This is a genomic window from Arthrobacter sp. NPDC089319 (genome assembly GCF_040684925.1).
Taxonomy (GTDB): domain Bacteria; phylum Actinomycetota; class Actinomycetes; order Actinomycetales; family Micrococcaceae; genus Crystallibacter.
On the sequence record NZ_JBFBGZ010000005.1, the window covers coordinates 181009 to 202431 of the forward strand.

Genomic DNA, 21423 nt, shown 5'->3' on the forward strand with positions numbered 1-21423 from the left:
CTTGGCCATCTTCACCGACCCCATCCGCGACTACGCCGACTTCAGACCGGGCGATGCAGAATGGCTTCATCTGCTGGTCGGCGACTGGCAACTCATCGCGGACCTGGCCTTCGCCGACCTGGCCCTGTGGTTCCCGACGCCGGACGGCAGCTATGTCGCCCTGGCGCACGTGCGCCCCTCGACCACGCACACCGTGTTCCACCGCGACTTCGTGGGCGAGCGCATCCGCGCCGACCTGAAGCCGCTGGTGGACGCGGCGCGGCAGTCCCAGACGATTGAACGATCGTCGGAAGCGGACTGGACCACCGAGATGGCCATGCGAGTCGAAGCGGTTCCCATGGTCCGCAACGGCCGGACCTTGGCCATCGTGACCTCGCACATGGACCTGTCCAGTTCCCGGATGCCGTCACGGCTGGAGCTGACCTACCGGCAGTGCGCCTACGATCTGCTGAAGATGGGAACACTGGGGCTGTGGCCGGACTTCGCGTCTCCGACCGGGTCGCGCCGCGGCGCGCCCCGGGTCGGAGACGGACTGATCCGGCTGGATGCCGACGGGGTGGTGGAGTACGCCAGCCCGAACGGCGTCTCCGCTTTCCGTCGGCTCGGCGACATCGAGTCATTGGAAGGCCGCTCGCTGGCCGAGGTGACCACTGCTTTGCTCAAGGACCGGCGGATGGTCGATGAGACCCTGCCGTTGGTGGTGACCGGACGGATGCCGTGGCGCACGGAGATCGAATCCCGCGGCGTCTCGCTCTCGCTCCGGGCGATCCCGCTGCGGAATGAGCGGGAGCGGTTCGGTGCCCTGGTGCTGTGCCGGGATGTCTCGGAGCTGCGCCGGCGGGAGATGGAGTTGGTGTCGAAGGACGCCACCATCCGGGAGATCCATCACCGGGTCAAGAACAACCTGCAGACGGTGGCAGCGCTGCTGCGCATGCAATCGCGGCGGATGGTCAGCGACGAAGCCAAGCAGGGGCTGGAACAAGCAATGCGGCGGGTGGCAACGATCGCGCTGGTCCATGAGACGCTCTCCCAAGGCCTGGCGCAGAACGTCGACTTCGATGAACTGATCGGGCGCCAGTTCCGGCTCTCGGCCGAGGTCGCCTCACCCACCCAGGCCGTCCGCACCGAGCGCAGCGGCGAGTTTGGCGAGCTGCCCAGCGAATTCGCCACCCCGTTGGCGCTGGTCATCAACGAATTGGTGACCAACGCCGTCGAACATGGATTGGCCGGGCGGCACGGCACGGTCCTGTTGACAGCCAAGCGGTCCCGGCGCGGCGAGGAGGAACTGCTGACCGTCTCGGTGGAAGACGATGGTGTGGGGTTGCCCGAGGAACCTCGGCGGGAGGGCCTGGGGCTGCAGATTGTGCGGACCTTGGTCACCAGCGAACTCGGCGGCCGGATCGAGTGGGCGCCCCGCGATGGTGGCGGAACCTGCGTGCGGATCGATCTGGTGCTCAACAACCACACGGCCCGCTGAGCCGAAGCCCGCTGTGCAGGTGGAATGCGAGAGGCCGCTGCCGGAACCGGCAGCGGCCTCTGTTTAAACCTGGCTTCGGGTTCAGGACGCCCGGCGGGCCCGGGCGGCGCGGCGCTTGAGTGCACGGCGCTCGTCCTCGCTCATGCCGCCCCATACACCGGCGTCCTGGCCGGACTCGATGGCCCACTGCAAGCAGGTATCGATTACCGGGCAGCGTCGGCAGACGCTCTTGGCCTCTTCGATCTGCAGGAGTGCCGGCCCGGTGTTCCCCACGGGGAAGAACAGTTCGGGGTCCTTATCCAGGCATGCCGCGCGGCTACGCCAATCCATGCTGATCACATACTCCTCTAAATGGTGTCCGGCTTAGCATCCGGCTGGGGGAATTCGTGAAAACATTCACGAACAGAGTCATAGAAAAGGGAGCCAGACAGGCCCCCTTTGCTTCGCCATCCAGCGTTTCATGTTAAATCCATGTAAACAAGGGGTCATGCCGACTTAGCCGGCCGTAATTCATGAGTCATTCATCACAGGGTGGTCTGGTGGGGCTCCCGGTTCGGAAGCCGATACCTGACTATCTAAGGTAGGGTGCGAATGTGTCAATGCCTGCCCCTTCGTCCAGCCCTGCCTCCCGCCCCATTGCCATTAAGATCATCGCCGCCGCCGTCGCTCTGGAGGCGCTTGCTTTGCTGGCCGGAGCCGCACTGTATGGCTACGGACTGGCCACGCAGACCCCGATCTCGTTGGCCGGCAGCCTCTTCCTGCTGGTCCTGATGCTGGTCTTCGGCATCTGGCTGCTGGTGGTGGGGCATTTTCTGTTCCGCGGCTACCGCTGGACCAGGGCCGCGGCCTTGGTGTGGCAGGTGTTCGTCGTGGTGGTGGCCATCTCGATGATCCAGGGCGGCCAGTTGGCGCTCGGCCCGGTCCTGCTGGTGGCGGCGGGAGCCGCCTTTGTCCTGCTGCTGACCAAGCCCGTGACGGCGTTCCTGGTCAAGGGTGCCGCACCGCGCGCTCTGTAGCCACGGCGACCTGCAGCGGCACGGCTTTTCCGGAACCGATCCGGTAGGCCCGTCCCGGCGGTCTCCACCTGTCGTCGAGCCTGACACCGAAGAAGTCCGCATCCGCCCCGGTCCGCGGGGACAAGACCATGCCGCGCCCACCGGCGCGGGCCTGCAAAGCCAGCGGGACCTGCTGCAGCAGCAGCGGCCCGGGGCAGGCCGCTACGACGGCCGACGCGCCGGCAGCAACCAGGGCGGCAACCGCCTCGTGTGCCCGGGTGCTGAGGTTCGCGGCGTCGTCGACCAGCAGCACCGTGCCCCGGGCGACTGGCCCGTGGCCGGCCCAGAAACCGTCAGCGTTCGCGCCGTCGGGCGGGGTTGAACAGGGCCGCAGCCCGTCGAGCGCCTGCTGCAGGACGGCCAGGAGATTGGTTTTCCCGCTGCCCTCCGGGCCGAGCACCAGGTACGACTGGCCGGCCGGCAAGGTCAGCGTCGAAGGCTCCAGTTCGTCGCCTTCCACACCGATCACCGGGTTCCCATGCCGGACGCGCGGCAGCGCACCCGCCGGAACGGAACGCGGCAGCGCTTCGACGCGGAACGGGCGGATCCTGGCCCCGGCGGGCGGGGGAGTGCCCTCCGCGTTGGTGGCCAACTGGCAGACACCGCCCTCGCCGCCGATTCGCCCCAGCACAAGCGCCCGGCCCGGCACCGGTTCCATCGGCGGAAGCCGCGGCCAGCCCATCAATGTTTCGGGTCCGGCACCGGTCGGAAGGTGGAGCCTGTTGGCCACCAGCGGCAGGAACCGGCTGCTGGCCAGCTCCCGCTCGCCGGTCACGGCCAGGACGACTCCCGTCGTCTGGCCATCGCGGGCGATGTCCTGAACACAATCCTCGGCCCAGCCGAGCCTGCCGGACCGGAAGCCACTGAGCCAGCGGCCCCATCCGCTCACCAGCAGCACCAACGGAACGTCCGCGGCCGGTGCGGGCGGATCCGTCGCCGCTGCCAGGCGGCCCAGCCGGGAGGCGACCTCGTTGGCCAGACGGCAGAGGACCCTCGCCGCGCGCTCGACGTCCTGCGGCCCGACGTAGGCTCCCGTGCGCTCCGCGCGCGACACCGGGCCGAGCGATCCATCACCGTCCAGGACATAGCAATGACGCTCCGGCGGGCTACCCAGGACCTGTGCCGCCAGCGTCCGGAGGAACTCCCGGTGTCCGCCGCCCTCGACGCCGAGAACAGCCAGGTGCCCGTCGCGCTCCGGCCGCCAGCGCAGGGGCTCCTGCCGCTGCCGGGAGGGCAAATCCAACAGCCCGATCGCGATGTCCTCGCCGTCGTGCAGCGAAGCCGGTGCGACGGCCAAATCTGCGACGGCCAAATCTGCGCCGGCCAGATCTGCGACGGCCAGATCGGCCGGCAGGGCAGGCGGCAGCGCTCTGGCTCCCGCCACGCCCAGCCCACCGGCGACGCCGGCGGCCTCCGTCACCAGTTGCTCAAGCTGTTCGGCGCCTTCCACACGGTCCGTTGGCGGCACCCCTTCCTCCCGCAGCCAGTCGTCCACGGTCCGCAAGATGCTAGCCGGGTCTGCGTCCGGCCGGGTGCTGGAGGCCGACTGGAACAGCACGGCATCCCCGGTGCCGATGCGCAGATAGGCCCTGCCCCGTGCGATGACCGGGATGTCCGCCGCCACGGGGGAGTCGAGCAGATCCCGCGACTCGGCCGGGTTCTGCGTCCGGAGCGCAACCATGGCGGTGACGTTGGCGCGGATATCGGAGGACACGGCACCCTGCGGCCGCTGTGTTGCCAGCACCAGATGGATGCCGAGCGCGCGGCCGACAGTGGCCACGCGCATCAGTTCCGGAAGGGCCTGCGGAGCGTCCTCGCCGAGCATCCGGAATTCATCCACCACGACGACGAGACGCGGCAATGTCCCCGGCCGGCAGGCTGCGATGTCGCTGAGGCCGAGGCCGGCCAGCAGCGTTTCGCGGCGGCGCACTTCCGCCTGCAGCCAGGCCAGCGCCCGGTTCACCGCTTCGAGCGTCAGATCCGTCAGCAGGCCCGCGCAGTGCGGCAGCCGGGCGAGCGGGCCGAGCCCGGAACCGCCCTTGAAGTCGACCAGCAGGAAATTGACGGTAGCCGGCGATCTGGTCAGGGCCAGCGAGAGGACCAGGCTGCGCAACAGCTCGGACTTGCCGGCCCCGGTGGTCCCGGCGACCAACAGATGCGGCCCGTGCACGGCAAGGTCGAGGGCCAGCGGACCTGCTGCGCACGCACCGAGGACGGCGGTCAGGCCGGGAGCGCGGTCGCCGTCGGACCAGCGCCTGGCAAGTGGTTGCGGCCGGAGCAATGCCTGCAGCCGACAGCTGGCGGGCACGGAGCCGACGGACTCCGCGCCCTGTCCCGCCGCCGCCGCCAACCGGGCGAATCGATCCAGCACCAAAGCGGTCGCAAGGTCCGCCGAAAACCGGACGGTTGCGCCATCACGGATCAGGCGGCTGTCCGCCCCCGACACTTCGATCCGCGTCCCCGGTCCGGCGGGACCGCCGAACCACAGCTCGGCCGCCGGGGCAGCGCAGTCCGCCAGCACCCGGGCGGCCTCGGCATGGCGTCCGGCCACCAGCAGCACGGTGCTGCCTTCGGCGGACAGCAGCTGCGCCAGTTGCCGGGGCCGCTCCGCCAGCGCGACTCCCGGGAGGAACCGCGCCGACGACCGGGCCGGTTCAGGCAGCGCGTAGCAGACCACCTGCAGGACGCTTCCGCCGGCCCGGGCGGCTGCCTGCAACAGCACCGACCTCAGCATGCCATCGAGCCCCGACGCTGGTCCGGAGAACCGCAGCCGGTGCTCGACCAGCAGATCCACGCAGAGCGGAAGGTTCTCCAGCAGCGGAGGATCCGCCACGGGCGCCTCCGCCGAGCCGATGTGCGCCGGCAGGCGGGCGCTGCCCAGACGCAGCCAGGCATGTTCCGGACCCGGTCCGCCCACCGGCCGGTGCACGTTTGGACTCCGGGCCGGGTCTCCGCGGCGCAGCAGGGACACCATCAGCGCGGCAGCGTCCGGGGCCGCCAACTGGCGGCGGCGGGCATCGGACTCCGCCGCCGCGGCCACTGCCGCCCGGTAGCGGCTGCGCTGCCGGCGGCCGGCTGCGTACGGAACGGCCGCGGCCAGAAGGGACATGGCGCTGAAGACCAGGAAGAACCACAGGCCCGTCAGCAGCGCCAGGACCAGGCCCGCGATGAGCGGGAGCCCGGCCAACAACAGGGCCATAGTGGTCCGCGGTTCCGGGCGTTTCTCCGCCACCGGGACCGGCACGGCCAGATCGGCGTCCGGCAGGAACGTTTCGCCGGGTTCGCTGCCCACGATCAGCCGCAGCTGGCTGTTGCCGATCCACACGGGGCGCCCCGCCGTGAGCACCACCTGCCCGGCACGTTTGCCGGCGCAGACGATGCCGTTGGCCGATCCGGCATCGCGGAGCAGCACGCAGCGGTCGGTTACCTCCAGCGTGGCGTGCAGCCGGGACAAGGACGGATCCCCGATCGTCAGTGCGCACGCATGCCGGCCCACGGTAAAGCTGCCGCGTCGCAGGCCGAACAGCCGGCCGGCGTCCGGCCCCGCCGTCACGGCCAGCCCCAGCGGCGGCAGCGGGAAGGCATCCCGCAACGGGAAGACGGCGTCCTCCGGGCCGCAGACCACCACGGCGCCGTCGACCAGCGGGTGTGCCCCGGCGGTCAGCGAAGCCAAGCTGCGGCCGGCAACAGTGAAGGCCACGCCGGCCAAGCGTCCGCGCAGCCACTCGGCCAACGGCGCAGCACTGCTTCCGGCCTCCAGCCCGCAGACGGCATGGGAATGGTCGGCGATCCAGGCGGCTGCCGGGGCCGGGATTCCGGGCGCGGCCACCAGCGTCAGATGAAGGGCCATGAGACGAACCTAGGCAGAATCTCCGGGTCCTTTCCTGTGCGGCAGGCCAACCTGTGGATAACCGGTGGACCTCGAGCCCGCCGGTTCAAGCGATACGCTTGACTCTGGGCCGGAAGCGGCCGCCACGTTGACCGAACGAGAAAAGGCCTTAGCTCTTGAAGATCGCTGTCATTGCTCTGGGAAAGATCGGGCTGCCGTTGGCCGTCCAGTTTGCTTCGAAGGGGCACGAGGTCATCGGCGTGGACGTGAACGCCGCCGTGGTGGACCTGGTCAACGCCGGCACCGAGCCGTTCCCCGGCGAGGCCGGACTCCAAGAAAAGCTGACCGAGCTGGTGCCCGCAGGCCGGCTGCGCGCCACCACCGACTATGCGGAGGCGGTGCCCGGCGCAGACGCCGTGGTGCTGGTGGTGCCGCTGTTCGTGGACGCGGAGGCCAAACCGGACTTCGGCTGGATGGACGCCGCCACCCAGGAACTGGCCCGGCATCTGACCCCGGGCACGCTGGTGTCCTACGAGACCACGCTGCCGGTGGGCACCACCCGGACCCGCTGGAAGCCGATGCTGGAGGAAGGCTCAGGGCTGGTCGAGGGGCAGGACTTCCACGTGGTCTTTTCCCCGGAGCGGGTGCTGACCGGGCGGGTGTTCGAGGACTTGCGCAAGTACCCCAAGCTGATCGGCGGGCTGTCCGAGGCCGGGACCGCCGCGGCACAGAAGTTCTACGAGGCGGTGCTGGACTTCGACGACCGCCCGGACCTTCCGCGCGGCAACGGCGTCTGGGACCTGGGTTCGGCCGAGGCCTCCGAGCTGGCCAAGCTGGCCGAGACCACCTATCGTGACGTGAACATCGGGCTGGCCAACCAGTTCGCCCGCTACGCCGCCACCGCGGGGATCGACATCTACCAGGTGATCGAAGCCTCCAACTCCCAGCCGTACAGCCATATCCACCAGCCCGGCATCGCCGTCGGCGGGCACTGCATCCCCGTGTATCCGCGGCTATACCTGTGGAACGACCCGTCGGCCACCGTCGTGGCCGCGGCCCGCGCTGCGAATGCCGGGATGCCGGACTACACCATCGGCCTGCTGGAGGGCGCCTACGGTGACCTGGCCGGCGCCCGCGTGGTGGTCCTCGGCGCGGCCTACCGGGGCGGTGTGAAGGAAACGGCGTTCTCCGGCGTGTTCGGCGCGGTGGAGGCGATCACCGCGCGGGGAGGCGCCGCCGTCGTGCATGATCCGCTGTTCAGCGATGCGGAACTCGCCGCGCTGGGTTTCACGCCGTACCACCTGGGCGAGCCGGCCGACGCCGCGGTGGTGCAGGCCAACCACGCCGGCTACGCGCAGCTGGGGCCGGACGACCTACCCGGCGTGAAGGTGTTCATCGACGGCCGGCGGGTCAGCTCCGCCGAGCGCTGGCCGGGCGTGGCCTACCGGGTGATCGGCAAAGCCTAGGGCCACCGGCCGCACCACCACATTGAGGACGACGGCGGCGCTCGCCGCTAGCGGAAAGAGGGAACCTATGGTGTTCATCGCCGATTCGGCCGATGTAGCCGACGCCGCCCGGCTGGGCGAGGGAACGAAGATCTGGCATCTGGCCCAGGTCCGCGAGGACGCGGTGCTGGGCGCGAACTGCATTGTGGGCCGCGGCGCCTACATCGGCACCGGGGTGCAGGCCGGGGACAACTGCAAGGTCCAGAACTACGCGCTGGTGTACGAACCGGCGCGGCTGGGCCACGGCGTGTTCATCGGCCCCGCGGTGGTGCTGACCAACGACACCTACCCGCGCGCCGTCGCGCCCGACGGGTCGCTGAAGAGCGCCGACGACTGGACGCCGGTGGGCGTGGACATCCGCGACGGCGCGTCGATCGGGGCCCGGGCGGTCTGCGTGGCGCCGGTGACCATCGGTGCCTGGGCCACCGTGGCCGCCGGCTCCGTGGTCACCCGCGACGTGCCCGATTTCGCGCTGGTCGCCGGGGTGCCGGCCAAGCGGATCGGCTGGGTGGGCCGCGCCGGGCAGCGCCTGGTCCAGGACCCGGCGGACCCTTACGTCTGGCTGTGTCCGGCCACCGATGCGCGGTACCGGGAAGAAGACGGCGTCCTGCAGGAAGCCACGAACGACGTTGCGGACGAAACGCGAGGAGAACAGCAGTGAGCAAGGACTTCATACCGGCGGCCAGGCCGATCATCGGCGACGAGGAGCGGGCCGCGGTGGACGCGGTGCTGGTCTCCGGCATGCTGGCCCAGGGATCGGAGGTGGCCGCCTTCGAGCAGGAGTTCTCGCAGGTGCTGCTGGACGGCCGGCACACGGTGGCGGTCAACTCCGGCACCTCCGGCCTGCATCTGGGCCTGCTCGCCGCCGGCATCGGGCCCGGGGATGAAGTGATCGTGCCGTCCTTCACCTTCGCCGCCACCGCCAACTCGGTGGCCCTGACCGGGGCCACGCCCGTGTTCGCGGACATCGAGCCGGACCACTACTGCCTGGACCCCGAGGCGGTCGCCGCCGCCGTGACGCCGCGGACCAAGGCCATCATGCCGGTACACCTGTACGGGCACCCGGCCAACATGGACGCACTGGGCGCGCTGGCCGCGGAGAAGTCGCTGCTGCTGTTCGAGGACGCCGCGCAGGCACACGGCGCGTCGCTGGGCGGCCGTCCGGTGGGCACGTTCGGCGAGTTCGCCATGTTCAGCCTGTACCCGACGAAAAACATGACCTCGGGCGAAGGCGGCATGGTCTCCACCGGCAACGACGAGGTGGCGCGGCGCCTGAAGCTGCTGCGCAACCAGGGGATGGAACGCCAGTACGAAAACGAACTGGTGGGCTTCAACGCCCGGATGACCAACCTGCACGCCGCGATCGGCCGGGTGCAGCTCGGCAAGGTCGGCGGCTGGACCGGACAACGCCAGGGGAACGCCGCGTTCCTGGATGCGAACCTGGCCGGCGTCGGCACGCCCCGGGTCGCCGACGGCGCCGTGCACGTCTACCACCAGTACACCGTGCGGATCGGCGCGGGGGAGCGGGACCGCTTCGCCGCGGCGCTGAAGGATGAATACAACATCGGCTCCGGGGTCTACTATCCGATCCCGAACCACCGGCTGCCCTCCTTCAACATCACCGCGGACCTGCCGGTGACCGAGGCAGCGGCGGCCGAGGTGCTCTCGCTGCCGGTGCACCCCTCGCTGGACGCCGAGGATCTGGACCGGATCGCCACCGCGGTCAACGCCCTCGCCAAGGCGGGAGCCTGACCATGGCCGGGACCGATAAAACAGTGCTCCGCGCCGGACTGATCGGGCTGGGCATGATGGGCCGGCACCACGCCCGCGTGCTCCGCGAGACCGAGGGCGTGGAACTGGTGGCCGTCGCCGACGCCTACGGTGACCCGCACCGCGCCGCCCCGGGGCTGCCGGTCTACTCCGGGGTCGAGGACCTGATCAATGCCGGGATCGACATCGCCATGTGCGCGGTGCCCACCGGCCTGCACGTGGAGGTCGGCCTGGCCCTGGCCGAAGCCGGCATCCACACGATGGTGGAAAAGCCGATCGCGGACACGGTAGCCGGCGGCGAGAAGCTGGCCGCTGCGTTCGAAGCCCGCGGGCTGGTCGGCGCCGTCGGCCACATCGAGCGCTACAACCCTGCGCTGCAGTCGCTGCGGGCACGGCTGGAATCGGGCGAACTCGGCCGGATCTTCCAGATCGCCACCCGCCGGCAGGGCCCCTTCCCGGCGCGGATCGCCGACGTCGGCGTGATCAAGGACCTGGGCACGCACGACATCGACCTCACCGCCTGGCTGGCACAGGCCGCGTACGCTTCCGTCAGCGCCAACACCACCATCCGTTCCGGCCGCGAGCATGAGGACATGGTGGCGGCCACCGGGCTGCTGGACAACGGAGTGATCACCAGCCATCTGGTGAACTGGCTGTCGCCGACGAAGGAACGCGTCACCGTGGTCACCGGCGAACGCGGCGCCTTCGTGGCGGACACGCTGACCGCAGACCTGACCTTCCACGAAAACGGCATCATCAACACCGAGTGGGAGTCCGTTGCAAACTTCCGCGGCGTCTCCGAAGGCAACATCACCCGGCTGGCCATCCCCAAGCGCGAACCGCTGAAGGTGGAACACGAAGCCTTCCGCGACGCCGTGCTGGCCAACCGGGGGCTGCTGCGGCCTGCCCCGGCCGCGGCCGCGGAGCACGACGGCGGTGCCGGCACCGAGCGTCCCGCGGCGACCATCGTGACCATGCGGGAAGGGCTGAACACCTTGCGCGTGGCCGAAGCCATGATCGCCAGCGCAAAGGAATCCCGCACCGTCGGGCTGCACGCCTGATGGGCCTGCGGATCCTGCTGGCCACCCGGATCTATCTCCCGGAAGCCGGCGCAGCCGCCTACCGGCTGGCCGCCACAGCACGGGCGCTGACCGAGGCCGGCCACGAGGTGACCGTGCTGACCACCCGGCCGCCGCGGGCACTTCGCGCCGCGGAAGGTGGTGCGGCCGCCGCCGGCGGTGCCCGGATCCGGCGCTGGCCGGTGCTGCGCGATGCCAGCGGTGCCGTGCGGGGCTATCTCCAGTACGCCAGCTTCGACATTCCGCTGTTCTTCCGCCTTCTGGCGCAAAAACCGTTCGATCTGCTGCTGGTGGAACCACCGCCGACCACCGGCGTGGTGGTCCGGCTGGCTGCCGCGCTGCGCCGCCGCCCGTACGTCTACTTCTCCGCGGACGTCAGCTCCGATGCCGCGGCCGGGATCGGCGTGGATCCGCGGGTGGTCGCGGTGCTGCGGGCAATGGAGCGTTGGGTGGTCAGCGGTGCGTCCGGCGTGCTGAGCATTTCCACCGGCGTGACGCTGGCGCTGGCACGGCTGACCGCGGGACGGGCCAGGGTGGCGGAAGTCGGCACCGGGATCGACACGGACACATTCAGCCGGGCCGGGCCCGGGGATCCACATCCCGGCCCCACCTTCGTCTATGCGGGGACCATGTCCGAGATCCAGGGCGCCGGCGTGTTTGTGGACGGCTTCCTGAAGATCCTGGACCGCTACCCCGATGCCCGGCTGCTGATGTACGGCGGCGGCGTGGAGCTGGAAGAGCTGCGCCGGCGTGCGGCCCCGGCGGGGGAGCGCATCCGCTTCATGGGAACGGCCGACGGCGGCACCATCGCCCGTGCGCTGCGCACTGCCACCGCGGGACTCGCCTCGGTGCGGCCGGCCCGCGGCTATGACTTCGCCTTCGCCACCAAGGCCTTCGTCTCGCTCAGCTGCGGAGCCCCGGTGGTCTACGCCGGCGTCGGGCCGCTGCGGCAGCTGGTCGCCGAGCACAGGCTGGGGCAGAGCGTGGACTGGGACGCCGGCCAGACCGCCGAGGCCATGGCCCAAGCGCTGGAACATCCGGTGGACGACGCCGAACGCCGCAGGCTGTCCGACTGGGTGGAGCGTAACTACTCGCTGCGCAGCGTGGGGAACCGGGCGGCCGCAGCCATCGCCGAGGCCGCCGAAGCCTTCCGCCGGCGCTAGCCGGCGGCTCCCGCTGCCGGCCCCCGCGCCCCCGCACCCATCGGCCGCCCGGGCCCCCGTTCGACGCACCCGACGACTGTACCGATATGGCCCTATTCAGGGCGTGAGATAGGGGCCAGAGCAGTAGTCGTTCCGGGTTGGCGGGTTGAGGACGCGGTTGCCTGACCGCCCTGGACCGTGTCGGTCAGGGCGTGAGCACGGCGGCGAGGATGCCGCGGGAGACCGCTTCGTCCTCGGCGGAGCTCAGCGCGGCGGCGGCGCCGTGCGCGTTGGCCTTGTACTTGTCCACCTGTTCGGTGGTGAGCGAGGCCAGGGCTCGGGCCAACGACTCGGTGCTGAAGTCCTCGGTCACCACGCCCAGATCGTAGGCCCTCATCAACGCAGCGGTCTCCGGGGACGGGCTGAACACCAGGGCCAGCCGGGCCTGGACGAAGTCGAAAAACTTGTTCGGCAACATAAACTGGTGGTTCATGGTCTGCGGCGGCAGCGAGAATACCCCCACGTCATAGGCGTTGAGGGTCGCGGGCAGCTCTTCCGGCGGGACCGCGTCGTGGAAGGTGATGCGCGGGTCGCCGGAGGCCAGGTCCTTGAGCTGCTGCCAATAGCGTCCGCCGTCGCGCGCCTTGACCAGGTACAGATCCAGCGTGAAGCGGTCGTCGAGCATCTTGACCGCCTCGATGGTGCCTTCCAGATTGCGGCCGGGCACCGCAGCGCCGCTGTGCACCAGCCGGATCTTCCCGGGCAGTGGCGGGGACGGTTCCAAATGCCGGAAGGGTCCGGCGTTGCGGACCACCTCCACGGTGCAGCCGAACTGCTCGGCATACATCCGGGCGATGGAACCGTTCACGGCCGTGATCGCGGTGGTACGCGGCAGGTACTTGGCGCAGATGCTGCGCATATACGGAGCGACCAGCAGCTTCCAGGGCAGCACATGGGAGCGTTCCTCCGGAGCCCACTCGTGCATATCGCCCCAGACCGGTGCGCCCTGGGCCACTGCATGGGCCAGCGGCAGGGCCCGTGCCTCGTTCGCCACCACCAGGTCAAAGCGGCGGCCCGCAACAAGCGCGCGGGCCTGCTTGACCGCGGGAGCACTGAGCTCCACCGCGGAATGCTGGCGCAGCGCCAGCAGCAGCACGCCCAGCGGTGTCTGCGGCAGCGAGGGCAGCGACTCGTCGATTTCCAGATGGTGGGCCGCTCCGGGCGGACGTTCGCCGTAGCTGAGCGTGGTGACTTCACCGGCTTCGGCCAGCAGTTTCAGCTGCCGCAGCACGCGGGAGTCGGCCTGGATATCCGAGAAAGAGATACACAGGATCTGCTGGGCCACCACTGCTCCTTGTCACCGATGCCGGGCGGATGCCGGACATTGAAAGATTACCTTCCGGCGATCGCCCGGCCGTGCGGCGGGGCACCCGGCGCGCCGGACCGCTGCACCCGGCGCGCCGGACCGCTGCACGCTGCTACCGCACGCGGCTGCCGCACGCCGCTGCCGGACCCTGCCGCGGTGCGGAAGATCCAAGCTGGCGTGCAGGACGCCGGGCTAGGATGGCGAAGGAAGCCGGACCCAGCCGGCTGCAGCCGAAAAAGGTCCAGGAGCCTCGTGAAGATTGCCATCACCAAGAGCACGTTGCGGATTCCGCCAACGTACTTCGCCACGGCGCACGCCGAACGGCTGAAGGATCGGCACGACTTCCACGTTTTCACCTTGGTGGCCCAGATCGAGGACCCCTCGGTCACAGTGCCCATCACCGACTTCGTCCCGGCTCCCGGGCTGGGCTTCCGCCGCCGCGAGCTGGTGATGCCCGCGTTCATGCGGCCGATGGCCCTGGCCGTGAACCGCTTTGGGCCGGACATCATCCACCAGCATTTCGCCACGTGGTCGGAGCCGGCGGTCAAGGCATCCAGCGTCTCCGGAGCCCCGCTGATTACCACCATGCACGGTTCCGATCTGGTGTCCTTGGCCAATCCGGCGGACACGATGATGGCCCGGTGGCACCACCGCAACGTCCTGTCAGCCGCGGCACACAGCTCCCGGCTCCTGGTGGTCAGCAATTACATGGCCGGGCGGGCTGCCGATCTGGAACTCGATACCGGAAAAATCCATGTGCACTATCAGGGCGTGGACACCGATTACTTTGTGCCCACCCGGCATCACTCCGATGAAATGCCCGTGGTGCTGTTCGTCGGCACGCTGAACATGCAGAAGGGCATCCGGGATCTGCTGGACGCCTCGCTGGCTGTCTGGCGCAAGGCTAGGCACCGGCTGGTGGTGATCGGCGACGGACCGCTGCGCGACGCCGTGGCAGAGCACGCGGCCAGCCATCCGCACATCGATTTCGTGGGCCGTCAGGACCGGGCCGGTGTCCGCTCCTGGATGCAGCAGGCGCAGATCCTGGTGGCACCCAGCCAGGAAGCCGGCGGCGCCCGGGAAGCGGCCGGCCTGGTGCTGCTGGAAGCCCAGGCCTGCGGGACGCCGGTGCTGGCGTACCGCAGCGGCGGGATTCCCGAAATGATGGAGGACGGCGTCACCGGCCTGCTGGCACCGGAAGCGGACTTCCGCCAGTTGCAGGACGGGCTGCAGCAATTGCTCCAGCTGGGTAGTGCAGATTATCTTGCCATGCGCCGGGACGCCCGCAAGTTCGTGGTTGACCGGCGGAGCCTGGCGGGCAGCGTCAAGGAGCTGGACGGCCACTACCAGGACTTGGCGGCCCAGGCGCCGGCCCCGCGGCGGCGATGAGCGCAGGGCGCAGCGGCCGCCGGGACCATTCCCGTTGTGGAATACTAGGCGGGTGAGTCGCTGCTGGGTCGTCGTGCCGATGTATAACGAGGCCACCGTCGTCGGCTCGGTCATTCAGGAGCTGCTGCAGACCTTTCCGAACGTGGTCTGTGTTGATGACGGCAGCAGCGACGATTCCGCCGCCATGGCACGCAAGGCGGGCGCCGTCGTCGTGGTCCATCCGGTGAATCTTGGCCAGGGTGCAGCGCTGCAGACCGGATTCGAATATGCCGTGCAGGATCCGGCGGCGGACGCAATCATCACGTTCGACGCCGATGGCCAGCACCGGGTCCAGGATGCCGTTGCCATGCTGAACCGGGTCCGGGACGGCGAGGCGGACGTGGTGCTGGGCTCCCGGTTCCTCGACGGCCGGGGAGACGTGTCCGCGCTCAAGCGCCTGGTATTGCGCACGGCCGCCGTCCAGTCCAGACTGTCCACCGGCTACCGCCTCACCGATGCCCACAACGGACTGCGCGCGATGTCCGCGGAGACGGCGCGCAAAATCCACCTGACACAGAACCGGATGGCGCACGCCTCGGAGCTGATCCACCAGTTGTCAGCGCTCGAGGCGCGGGTGGTGGAGCAGCCGGTACACATTGTCTATACGGAATATTCCAAGTCCAAGGGGCAGTCCCTGCTCAACGGCGTCAACATCCTCGCAGACCTCTTCTTCCGGTGATCCCATGCTCATAGTCGTTCAAATTGTCCTGGTCCTGGCCGTCGCGCTCGGCGCGCTGGCGCTGATGCGCGGGGGCCAGAATGCCCGGCACCAGGCGGTGCGCCGGATCCTGCTGTTGTTGTTCGCCGTGCTGGCGGCGCTGTCTGTGTTCTTCCCCGGCATGCTGACCGCTGCGGCGAATGCGCTGGGCATTGGCCGCGGCACCGATCTGGTGCTGTACGGACTGATCGTGTGTTTCCTGATCTTCATGGCCAGTTCATTCCAGCGCACCCGCCAACTGGAGGCGCGGATTACCAAGCTGGCGCGCCGGATTGCGCTGGACGAAGCGCCGCGCCCCGAGGATGCGGCCGGACCCGACGACCCCGCACGGCCGGAGACCGGCCGATGACGGTCCCGGAAGCGGAGATCGTGATTGCGGTCCACACCGCGGACCGGCCGGTCAGGCGCGCGGTGGAGTCCGTGCTGGCCGCCGCGCCGGGACGCGTCGGCGCCGTGGTGGTATGCCACAACATGGATCCCGGGCCGGTGCGCGAGAAGCTGGCCGGCCTCCCGGAGACCGTGCGGCTGCTCGAACTAGCCGATGCCATTCCGTCCCCGGCCGGCCCGTTCAACTATGGCCTGGACCAGGCGCGTGCCGGGTTCGTCGGCATCATGGGCTCGGACGACACGCTGGAGCCGGGGGCCGTCTCCGCCTGGCTGGATACGGCCCAGGCCACCGGCTCCACCGCGGTGATCGCACCGGTCCGCTACCGCGGCGGCCAGCGGATCCTGACCCCGCGCGCCAGAGTGTTCCGTGGCCCGCTGGTGGATCCGCTGCGTGACCGGCTGGCCTACCGGACTGCACCGCTGGGGCTGATCCGGCGCGATGCGCTCAGCCGGCTGGGGCTGCGGCTGAGCCGGGGGCTGCGCACCGGCGAGGACCTGGAATTCGGCCTGCGGCTGTGGTTCTCCGGTGAGAAAATTGCCTATCCGGCCCACGCCCCGGCGTATCTGGTGGGGCAGGACGCGGACGAACGGGTGACGTCGGCCGTGCTGCCGCTGGGCAGCCAGTTCCAGGACGTCACCTCGTTGGTTTCCGGGGCGTGGTTTCCGGCGCTGCCCGCGGCCCAGCGGGAAGCCATCGCGGTGAAATTGCTGCGCGGCCACGTGATCAGCGCCGCCATCCGCCGAGGTGCGCAGTTCGGATGGGGCGCCGAGGACCGGCAGGCGATCTCCGCCGTCGTGCGTTCCCTGACCGCCGCCGCACCGGGAGCGCCGCGCCTGCTCAGCGCGCCGGATGAACGCCTGCTGCTGGTGCTGCGTGACGCGGTCTCCGGTGAGGAAATTTCAGCCGAATTACGACGGCGGGCGGACGCCGGAGCGCTGCAGCGGACCTTCACCCGGCGCTGGCTCACGAACCTCCGGCGCGAAGCGCCGCTGCGGACCAACCTGAACTCGCTCGTTTTTACCGCGGCTTCCCGGCTGCACCGCTCCCGGCCCGCGGCAGTGCCCGCGGCAGTGCCCGCGGCAGTGCCTGCGGCAGTGCCTGCGGCAGTGCCCGCGGCTGGCTCCGCGGCGGCCGCGGGTTCACCGGCCGCTCCGGCATCCGACAGAACCGATGGAAGGCAGCCCCGTTGACTGGACCCCGCTCCCTGCTGATCCTCTCGCTCTCGCCGCTGCGCAGCGACCCGCGGGTGCTCAAGCAAATCACGCTGTTCCGCGACAAGTACCGGCTGTTCACCTGCGGGTACGGCCCGGCACCGGACGGCGTCGCCGGACACTTCCAGCTGGACAACGCGCTGGCCAGCTGGCCCCGAGATCCGCAGCGGCTGGCCCTGCGCCGCTACGTGGACGTGTACTGGAACATCGCCGCGGTGGCGCAGGCGCGCAAGCTGCTGCGCGGCCAGCGATTTGATGCCGTGCTGGCCAACGACACCAACACCGTGCCGCTGGGGCTGAGCCTTGGGCCGAAGCATGGCGTGCACGCAGACCTGCACGAGTTCGCGCCCAAGGAGCACTTCAACAAGCCGGCCTGGCGGGCGCTGGTGGCCCCCTACGTGCGCTGGCTCTGCCGCACCTACCTGCCCGCCGCGCGCTCGGTCACCACGGTGGCCGAGGGCATCGCCGAGCAGTACACCAAGGACTTCGGCGTCGCGGCCGCGGTGGTCACCAACGCCGCACCGTACGCGGACAAGCAGCCGCGGCCCACCGGCGAAAAGATCCGGATGATCTACAGCTCCGCCGGGCAGCGCTACCGCAAGATCGAAGACATCATGGAAGCCATGCGCGGTGCCCCGGAACATCTGGAGCTGGACCTGATCGTGATGCCGAACGAGCCGGCCTACGTCGCCGAGCTCAAGGCGCTCGGCGAGGAGCTGCCGCGGGTACGCTTCCGCGAGCCGGTCCCGTATGACCAGTTGGTGGACACCGTGGCCGAATACGACGTCGCCATCTCGATCATCCCGCCCACCAACTTCAACCTGGCGCACGCCCTGCCGAACAAGTTCTTCGAGGCGGTCCAGGCCCGGACCGGGCTGATCATCGGTCCCTCGCCGGCTATGGAGACCCTGCTGCGCAGGCACGGACTGGGTGCAGTGACCGCCGATTTCAGCCCGGCGGCGCTGGTGGAGGTGCTCAAGACGCTAACGCCCGAGCTGGTGGATGAGTGGAAGGCCAACGCGCACGCCGCCGCCCGTGAGCTGTCCTCCGAGCACCAGATCAAGGGCTGGGAGCACGCGGTGGACGGCCTGTTCGCCCGGCAGGAGGCCTGAGCGGTGACCGCCGAACCGCGCGTCCTGCACATCTATGACGCGGCCGATGTCGGTGCCACCTTGGTCAAGTACGGCCGGCGCGAGGGGAAGCCGTGGCGGCACTTCAACGTGCTGCCGCCCGAGGGCACGGCACTGTCAGCGGCTGCACGCGCCAGGAAACTCGCCGCCGGTTCGCTCTGGCAGGCCCGGCGGGCCGCCGCCATCCTGCGCTCGGACCTGCTGCACGTGCATTCCGGCTCGCGGATCGGCGTGGTGCGGTCCCGCCCGGTCAAGCCGTTCCTGCTGCATTTCCACGGCACGGATATCCGCAGCCAGTACTACGAACCCGCCCGCCGGCCCGCGCTGCAGTGGGGCGCCGACCACGCGGTGAAGGTCCTGTACTCCACTCCGGACCTGCGCGAACACGCCGAAGCCGCCCGGGCGGACGCGGCCTACCTGCCGAACCCGGTGGACCTGGAGGAACTGCCCGAGTGGCGTCCCGCCGCCCGCCCGCGCCTTGTTTTCGCCTCCCGCTGGCATTCCTCCAAGGGCGGCCGGCAGCAGTTGGAGTTGGTACGGGCGCTGCGGGCCGCCGTCGGGCCGGGCGTGGAACTGCAGGGGCTGGACTGGGGCGACGGGGCACCGCAGGCGGCGGAGCTCGGGGTCGTCCTGGTGCCGAAGATGGCCAAGCCGGAATACCTGCGCTGGCTGGCGTCGGCGCACCTGGTGATCGGCCAGAGCGCCGGCATCCTGGCCATGAGCGAACTGCAGGCCATCGGCATCGGCGTTCCCGTCGTCATGCCGTTGGGGGAGGGGTACTACCAGTCGCCCCCGGTGCTGCAGGGGGACTCTGCCGAGGCGCTGGCCGCTGCGGCCGCCGCCGCCTTGGCCGACCCGTCCGGCACCTCCGCCGCCCTGGGCGCCCGAAGGTGGTTGCAGGAACACCACAACCCGGTCCGCTTGGTGGGCCGGCTGGCCGGAATCTACGCCGGCGCGGGATAGTCCGCCGGGCCGCTCCGCCGCTCCGCCGCGCCGCCGCTCCGCCGCGGGAGCAGTGCCGCTTGATGGGGCGCTGCACCGGCCGCTTCGCAGGCCGCTTAGCGATAGTCCGCCGGGCCGCTGCAGCTGGGCTGAAACAGCCGCAATCGTGATGGCTCTGGTTAAAGGATGCCAACCACCTGCCCTATTGACGCCCTTCCGCGGTCCCGCCTAGACTCGCTGAACTCCTAGCTCGTTCCATTTTCGTGACATTTCCTCGTATCTACATGAAATGGTGCAAAATGACCCCCAGCTTAATGCGGCGGCTTGCAGCCGAAGTGATCGGCACGGCAATACTGGTGACTTTCGGAGTCGGGTCGGTGATCGCGGCGTTCACGGTCGGCGCCGGGGAAATTACCTATCCGGGCATCGGGTTTATCTCCCTGGCATTCGCGATTGCCATTGCCGTGGCCATCTATGCATTCCTCGCGGTTTCCGGCGCCCACATCAACCCGGCTGTGACCTTCGCACTGGCGGTGACCAGGCGCTTTTCCTGGGTAGAAGTGGTTCCCTACATCGTTGCCCAACTGGTCGGAGCCACTATCGGGAGCTTGCTGCTGGTCGCGTCGTTCGGAACCCGGGCGGTGGATTTTGGCGGAGGCGCGACCGCGCTGGGGCCAGACGTCTCTTACGGCCAAGGCATCGTGGCGGAAGCGGTGGGAACCTTCCTGCTCATGCTCTCGATCATGGCCGTAGCGGTGGACAAACGGGCACCGAAGGGCTGGGCGGGCCTGATCATCGGGCTCGCTGTCGCCGCCGCCATTTTTGTGATGGCTCCGCTGACCGGCGGGTCGCTCAACCCGGCCCGGACCTTCGGCCCCAACATGGTGCAGTCCATCTTCGGCGGCGCGGTCGAGTGGTACCAGTACCCGCTGTACATCCTCGGTCCCTTCATCGGCGCGGTTGCCGCCGCCGTTGCCTACGATCTGGTGGCCCGCCCGCGCGAGGTCCCTGAAGGCGAACCCCGCGCCGACGATCGGTCAGTCTCGGCGGAGAAGGACAAGAAACCGCATTCCGACAAAGGATAGAAAACACGCTGGGAAAAATAACGCGGCCGCGCGGCCCCGTCGGCTTGAGCGCGGTTGAGGGATAAATACGAAAGGGAAAAACCATGACGGGAAATCGTGTAGTTGTCTACAAGGGCCCAGGGGAAGTTGCGGTTGAAACGATCGACTACCCCAAGCTGGAACTGCCGTCCGAAGTCGCCAGCAAAATGGGAATCCAGCAGAAGGCACCGCACGCCGCGATCCTCAAGCTGGTCACCACCAACATCTGCGGCAGCGACCAGCACATGGTCCGCGGACGCACCACCGCACCGGTCGGCCAGTCGCTTGGCCACGAGATCACCGGGGAAGTGGTCGAGACCGGTGACGACGTGCTCTTTGTGAAGGAAGGCGATATTTGCTCGGTTCCCTTCAACATCGCCTGCGGCCGCTGCCGGATGTGCAACGAAGGCAAAACCGGCGTCTGCCTCAACGTGAACCCGGCCCGGCCCGGCGCTGCCTACGGCTATGTGGACATGGGCGGCTGGATCGGCGGACAGGCCGAGTACGTGATGGTGCCGTATGCGGACTTCAACCTGCTCAAGTTCCCGGACCGGGACCAGGCGCTGGAGAAGATCCTGGACCTGACCATGCTCTCCGACATCTTCCCCACCGGCTACCACGGCGCCTTTACCGCCGGTGTCACCACAGGTTCCACGGTCTACGTCGCCGGAGCAGGCCCGGTGGGACTGGCCGCGGCGTTCTCCGCGCACGTGCTGGGCGCCTCGGCGGTCGTCGTTGGCGACATGAACGCCGACCGGCTGAAGCAGGCGGCAAGCTTCGGCTGCGAAACCATCGACCTGAGCAAGGAAGGCTCGCTGCCGGACAAGCTCGAGCAAATCCTCGGCGTCCCGCTGGTCGATGCCGCAGTGGACGCGGTCGGGTTCGAGGCCCGCGGGCACGGTGCCAATGCGGCAGAGGCACCTGCCACGGTGCTGAACGACATCATGTCGGTGACCCAGGTTGGCGGTGCCCTCGGCATCCCGGGCCTCTACGTCACCGGCGACCCGGGCGCCGTCGACGAGAACGCCAAGGTAGGCCAAATCGGAGTGCAACTGGGCACCGGCTGGGCGAAGTCGCTCTCGTTCACCACCGGACAGTGCCCGGTGAAGCGGTACAACCGTAGGCTGATGGACCTGATCCTGGCCGGTAAGGCCGACATTTCCAAGGCGGTGAACGCCACCACGATCAGCCTGGACGAGGCGCCTGAGAGTTACCAGGCGTTCGACAAGGGAGCGGCCAAGAAGTACGTCATCGATCCGCATGGGATGGTCCCCGCGTAG

At 69.4% G+C, this 21423-nt stretch carries 18 protein-coding genes; 15 read left to right on the forward strand and 3 right to left on the reverse strand.

Annotated elements, in window-relative coordinates; genetic code table 11:
- Position 1: 1 nt before the first annotated feature.
- Positions 2-1477, forward strand: a complete 1476-nt coding sequence (locus AB0N75_RS09285; protein WP_364648342.1) for a PAS domain-containing sensor histidine kinase — start codon at positions 2-4, stop codon at positions 1475-1477.
- Between the two features lie 81 nt (positions 1478-1558).
- Here the strand turns inward: AB0N75_RS09285 and AB0N75_RS09290 are convergent, their stop codons facing one another.
- Entirely contained in the window at positions 1559-1807 is a 249-nt protein-coding gene (locus tag AB0N75_RS09290; protein WP_086994524.1) for a WhiB family transcriptional regulator, read from the reverse strand.
- Positions 1808-2076: 269 nt separating this feature from the next.
- Here AB0N75_RS09290 and AB0N75_RS09295 point away from each other — a divergent pair, with 269 nt between their 5' ends.
- Positions 2077-2493 (forward strand): hypothetical protein, encoded by a 417-nt coding sequence (locus AB0N75_RS09295; RefSeq protein WP_364648345.1) that lies wholly within the window; start codon positions 2077-2079, stop codon positions 2491-2493.
- Here AB0N75_RS09295 and AB0N75_RS09300 read toward each other — a convergent pair.
- Positions 2465-6382 carry an FtsK/SpoIIIE domain-containing protein gene (locus tag AB0N75_RS09300; RefSeq protein WP_364648348.1) on the reverse strand — a complete coding sequence of 1306 codons (3918 nt, stop codon included), beginning with the start codon at positions 6380-6382 and terminating at the stop codon, positions 2465-2467. The two genes, AB0N75_RS09295 and AB0N75_RS09300, sit on opposite strands and share 29 nt — an antisense overlap.
- Positions 6383-6537: 155 nt before the next feature.
- Between AB0N75_RS09300 and AB0N75_RS09305 the strand changes: the two genes are divergently transcribed.
- The 5 genes from AB0N75_RS09305 to AB0N75_RS09325 all read left to right on the forward strand — a co-directional run bounded on the left by AB0N75_RS09305 (position 6538) and on the right by AB0N75_RS09325 (position 11878).
- Positions 6538-7827, forward strand: a complete 1290-nt coding sequence (locus AB0N75_RS09305) for a nucleotide sugar dehydrogenase (RefSeq protein ID WP_364648351.1) — start codon at positions 6538-6540, stop codon at positions 7825-7827.
- 67 nt (positions 7828-7894) lie between these two features.
- Entirely contained in the window at positions 7895-8527 is a 633-nt protein-coding gene (locus AB0N75_RS09310) for an acyltransferase (RefSeq protein WP_364648354.1), read from the forward strand.
- Entirely contained in the window at positions 8524-9618 is a 1095-nt protein-coding gene (locus AB0N75_RS09315; RefSeq protein ID WP_364648357.1) for a DegT/DnrJ/EryC1/StrS family aminotransferase, read from the forward strand. The genes AB0N75_RS09310 and AB0N75_RS09315 overlap by 4 nt, the downstream gene beginning before the upstream one ends.
- 2 nt (positions 9619-9620) lie before the next feature.
- Positions 9621-10697 carry a Gfo/Idh/MocA family oxidoreductase gene (locus tag AB0N75_RS09320; protein WP_364648360.1) on the forward strand — a complete coding sequence of 359 codons (1077 nt, stop codon included), beginning with the start codon at positions 9621-9623 and terminating at the stop codon, positions 10695-10697.
- Positions 10697-11878 carry a glycosyltransferase gene (locus AB0N75_RS09325; protein ID WP_364648363.1) on the forward strand — a complete coding sequence of 394 codons (1182 nt, stop codon included), beginning with the start codon at positions 10697-10699 and terminating at the stop codon, positions 11876-11878. The genes AB0N75_RS09320 and AB0N75_RS09325 overlap by 1 nt, the downstream gene beginning before the upstream one ends.
- Positions 11879-12062: 184 nt before the next feature.
- On the opposite strand, the gene AB0N75_RS09330 is transcribed toward AB0N75_RS09325, so the two are convergent.
- Positions 12063-13202: a glycosyltransferase gene (locus AB0N75_RS09330; RefSeq protein WP_364648364.1), complete on the reverse strand. Its 1140-nt coding sequence runs from the start codon at positions 13200-13202 to the stop codon at positions 12063-12065.
- 273 nt (positions 13203-13475) lie between these two features.
- Between AB0N75_RS09330 and AB0N75_RS09335 the strand changes: the two genes are divergently transcribed.
- The 8 genes from AB0N75_RS09335 to fdhA all read left to right on the forward strand — a co-directional run bounded on the left by AB0N75_RS09335 (position 13476) and on the right by fdhA (position 21423).
- Positions 13476-14612, forward strand: coding sequence for a glycosyltransferase (locus AB0N75_RS09335; protein WP_364648367.1), 1137 nt, complete (start codon positions 13476-13478; stop codon positions 14610-14612).
- 52 nt (positions 14613-14664) lie between these two features.
- Positions 14665-15330 (forward strand): glycosyltransferase family 2 protein, encoded by a 666-nt coding sequence (locus AB0N75_RS09340; RefSeq protein ID WP_364648369.1) that lies wholly within the window; start codon positions 14665-14667, stop codon positions 15328-15330.
- A gap of 4 nt (positions 15331-15334) precedes the next feature.
- Entirely contained in the window at positions 15335-15718 is a 384-nt protein-coding gene (locus AB0N75_RS09345; RefSeq protein ID WP_364648372.1) for a DUF2304 domain-containing protein, read from the forward strand.
- Entirely contained in the window at positions 15715-16947 is a 1233-nt protein-coding gene (locus AB0N75_RS09350) for a glycosyltransferase (protein ID WP_364648375.1), read from the forward strand. Before AB0N75_RS09345 ends, AB0N75_RS09350 begins: the two co-directional genes overlap by 4 nt.
- The gene (locus AB0N75_RS09355) at positions 16944-18080 is read left to right on the forward strand and encodes a glycosyltransferase (RefSeq protein WP_364648378.1); all 1137 of its coding nucleotides are present in this window, start codon (positions 16944-16946) and stop codon (positions 18078-18080) included. Before AB0N75_RS09350 ends, AB0N75_RS09355 begins: the two co-directional genes overlap by 4 nt.
- Positions 18081-18083: 3 nt before the next feature.
- Positions 18084-19061, forward strand: a complete 978-nt coding sequence (locus AB0N75_RS09360) for a glycosyltransferase (protein ID WP_364648381.1) — start codon at positions 18084-18086, stop codon at positions 19059-19061.
- Positions 19062-19339: 278 nt separating this feature from the next.
- On the forward strand, positions 19340-20125 hold the full coding sequence (locus tag AB0N75_RS09365) for an MIP/aquaporin family protein (RefSeq protein ID WP_364648384.1): 786 nt from the start codon (positions 19340-19342) through the stop codon (positions 20123-20125).
- 83 nt (positions 20126-20208) lie between these two features.
- Positions 20209-21423, forward strand: a complete 1215-nt coding sequence (fdhA, locus tag AB0N75_RS09370) for a formaldehyde dehydrogenase, glutathione-independent (protein WP_364648387.1) — start codon at positions 20209-20211, stop codon at positions 21421-21423.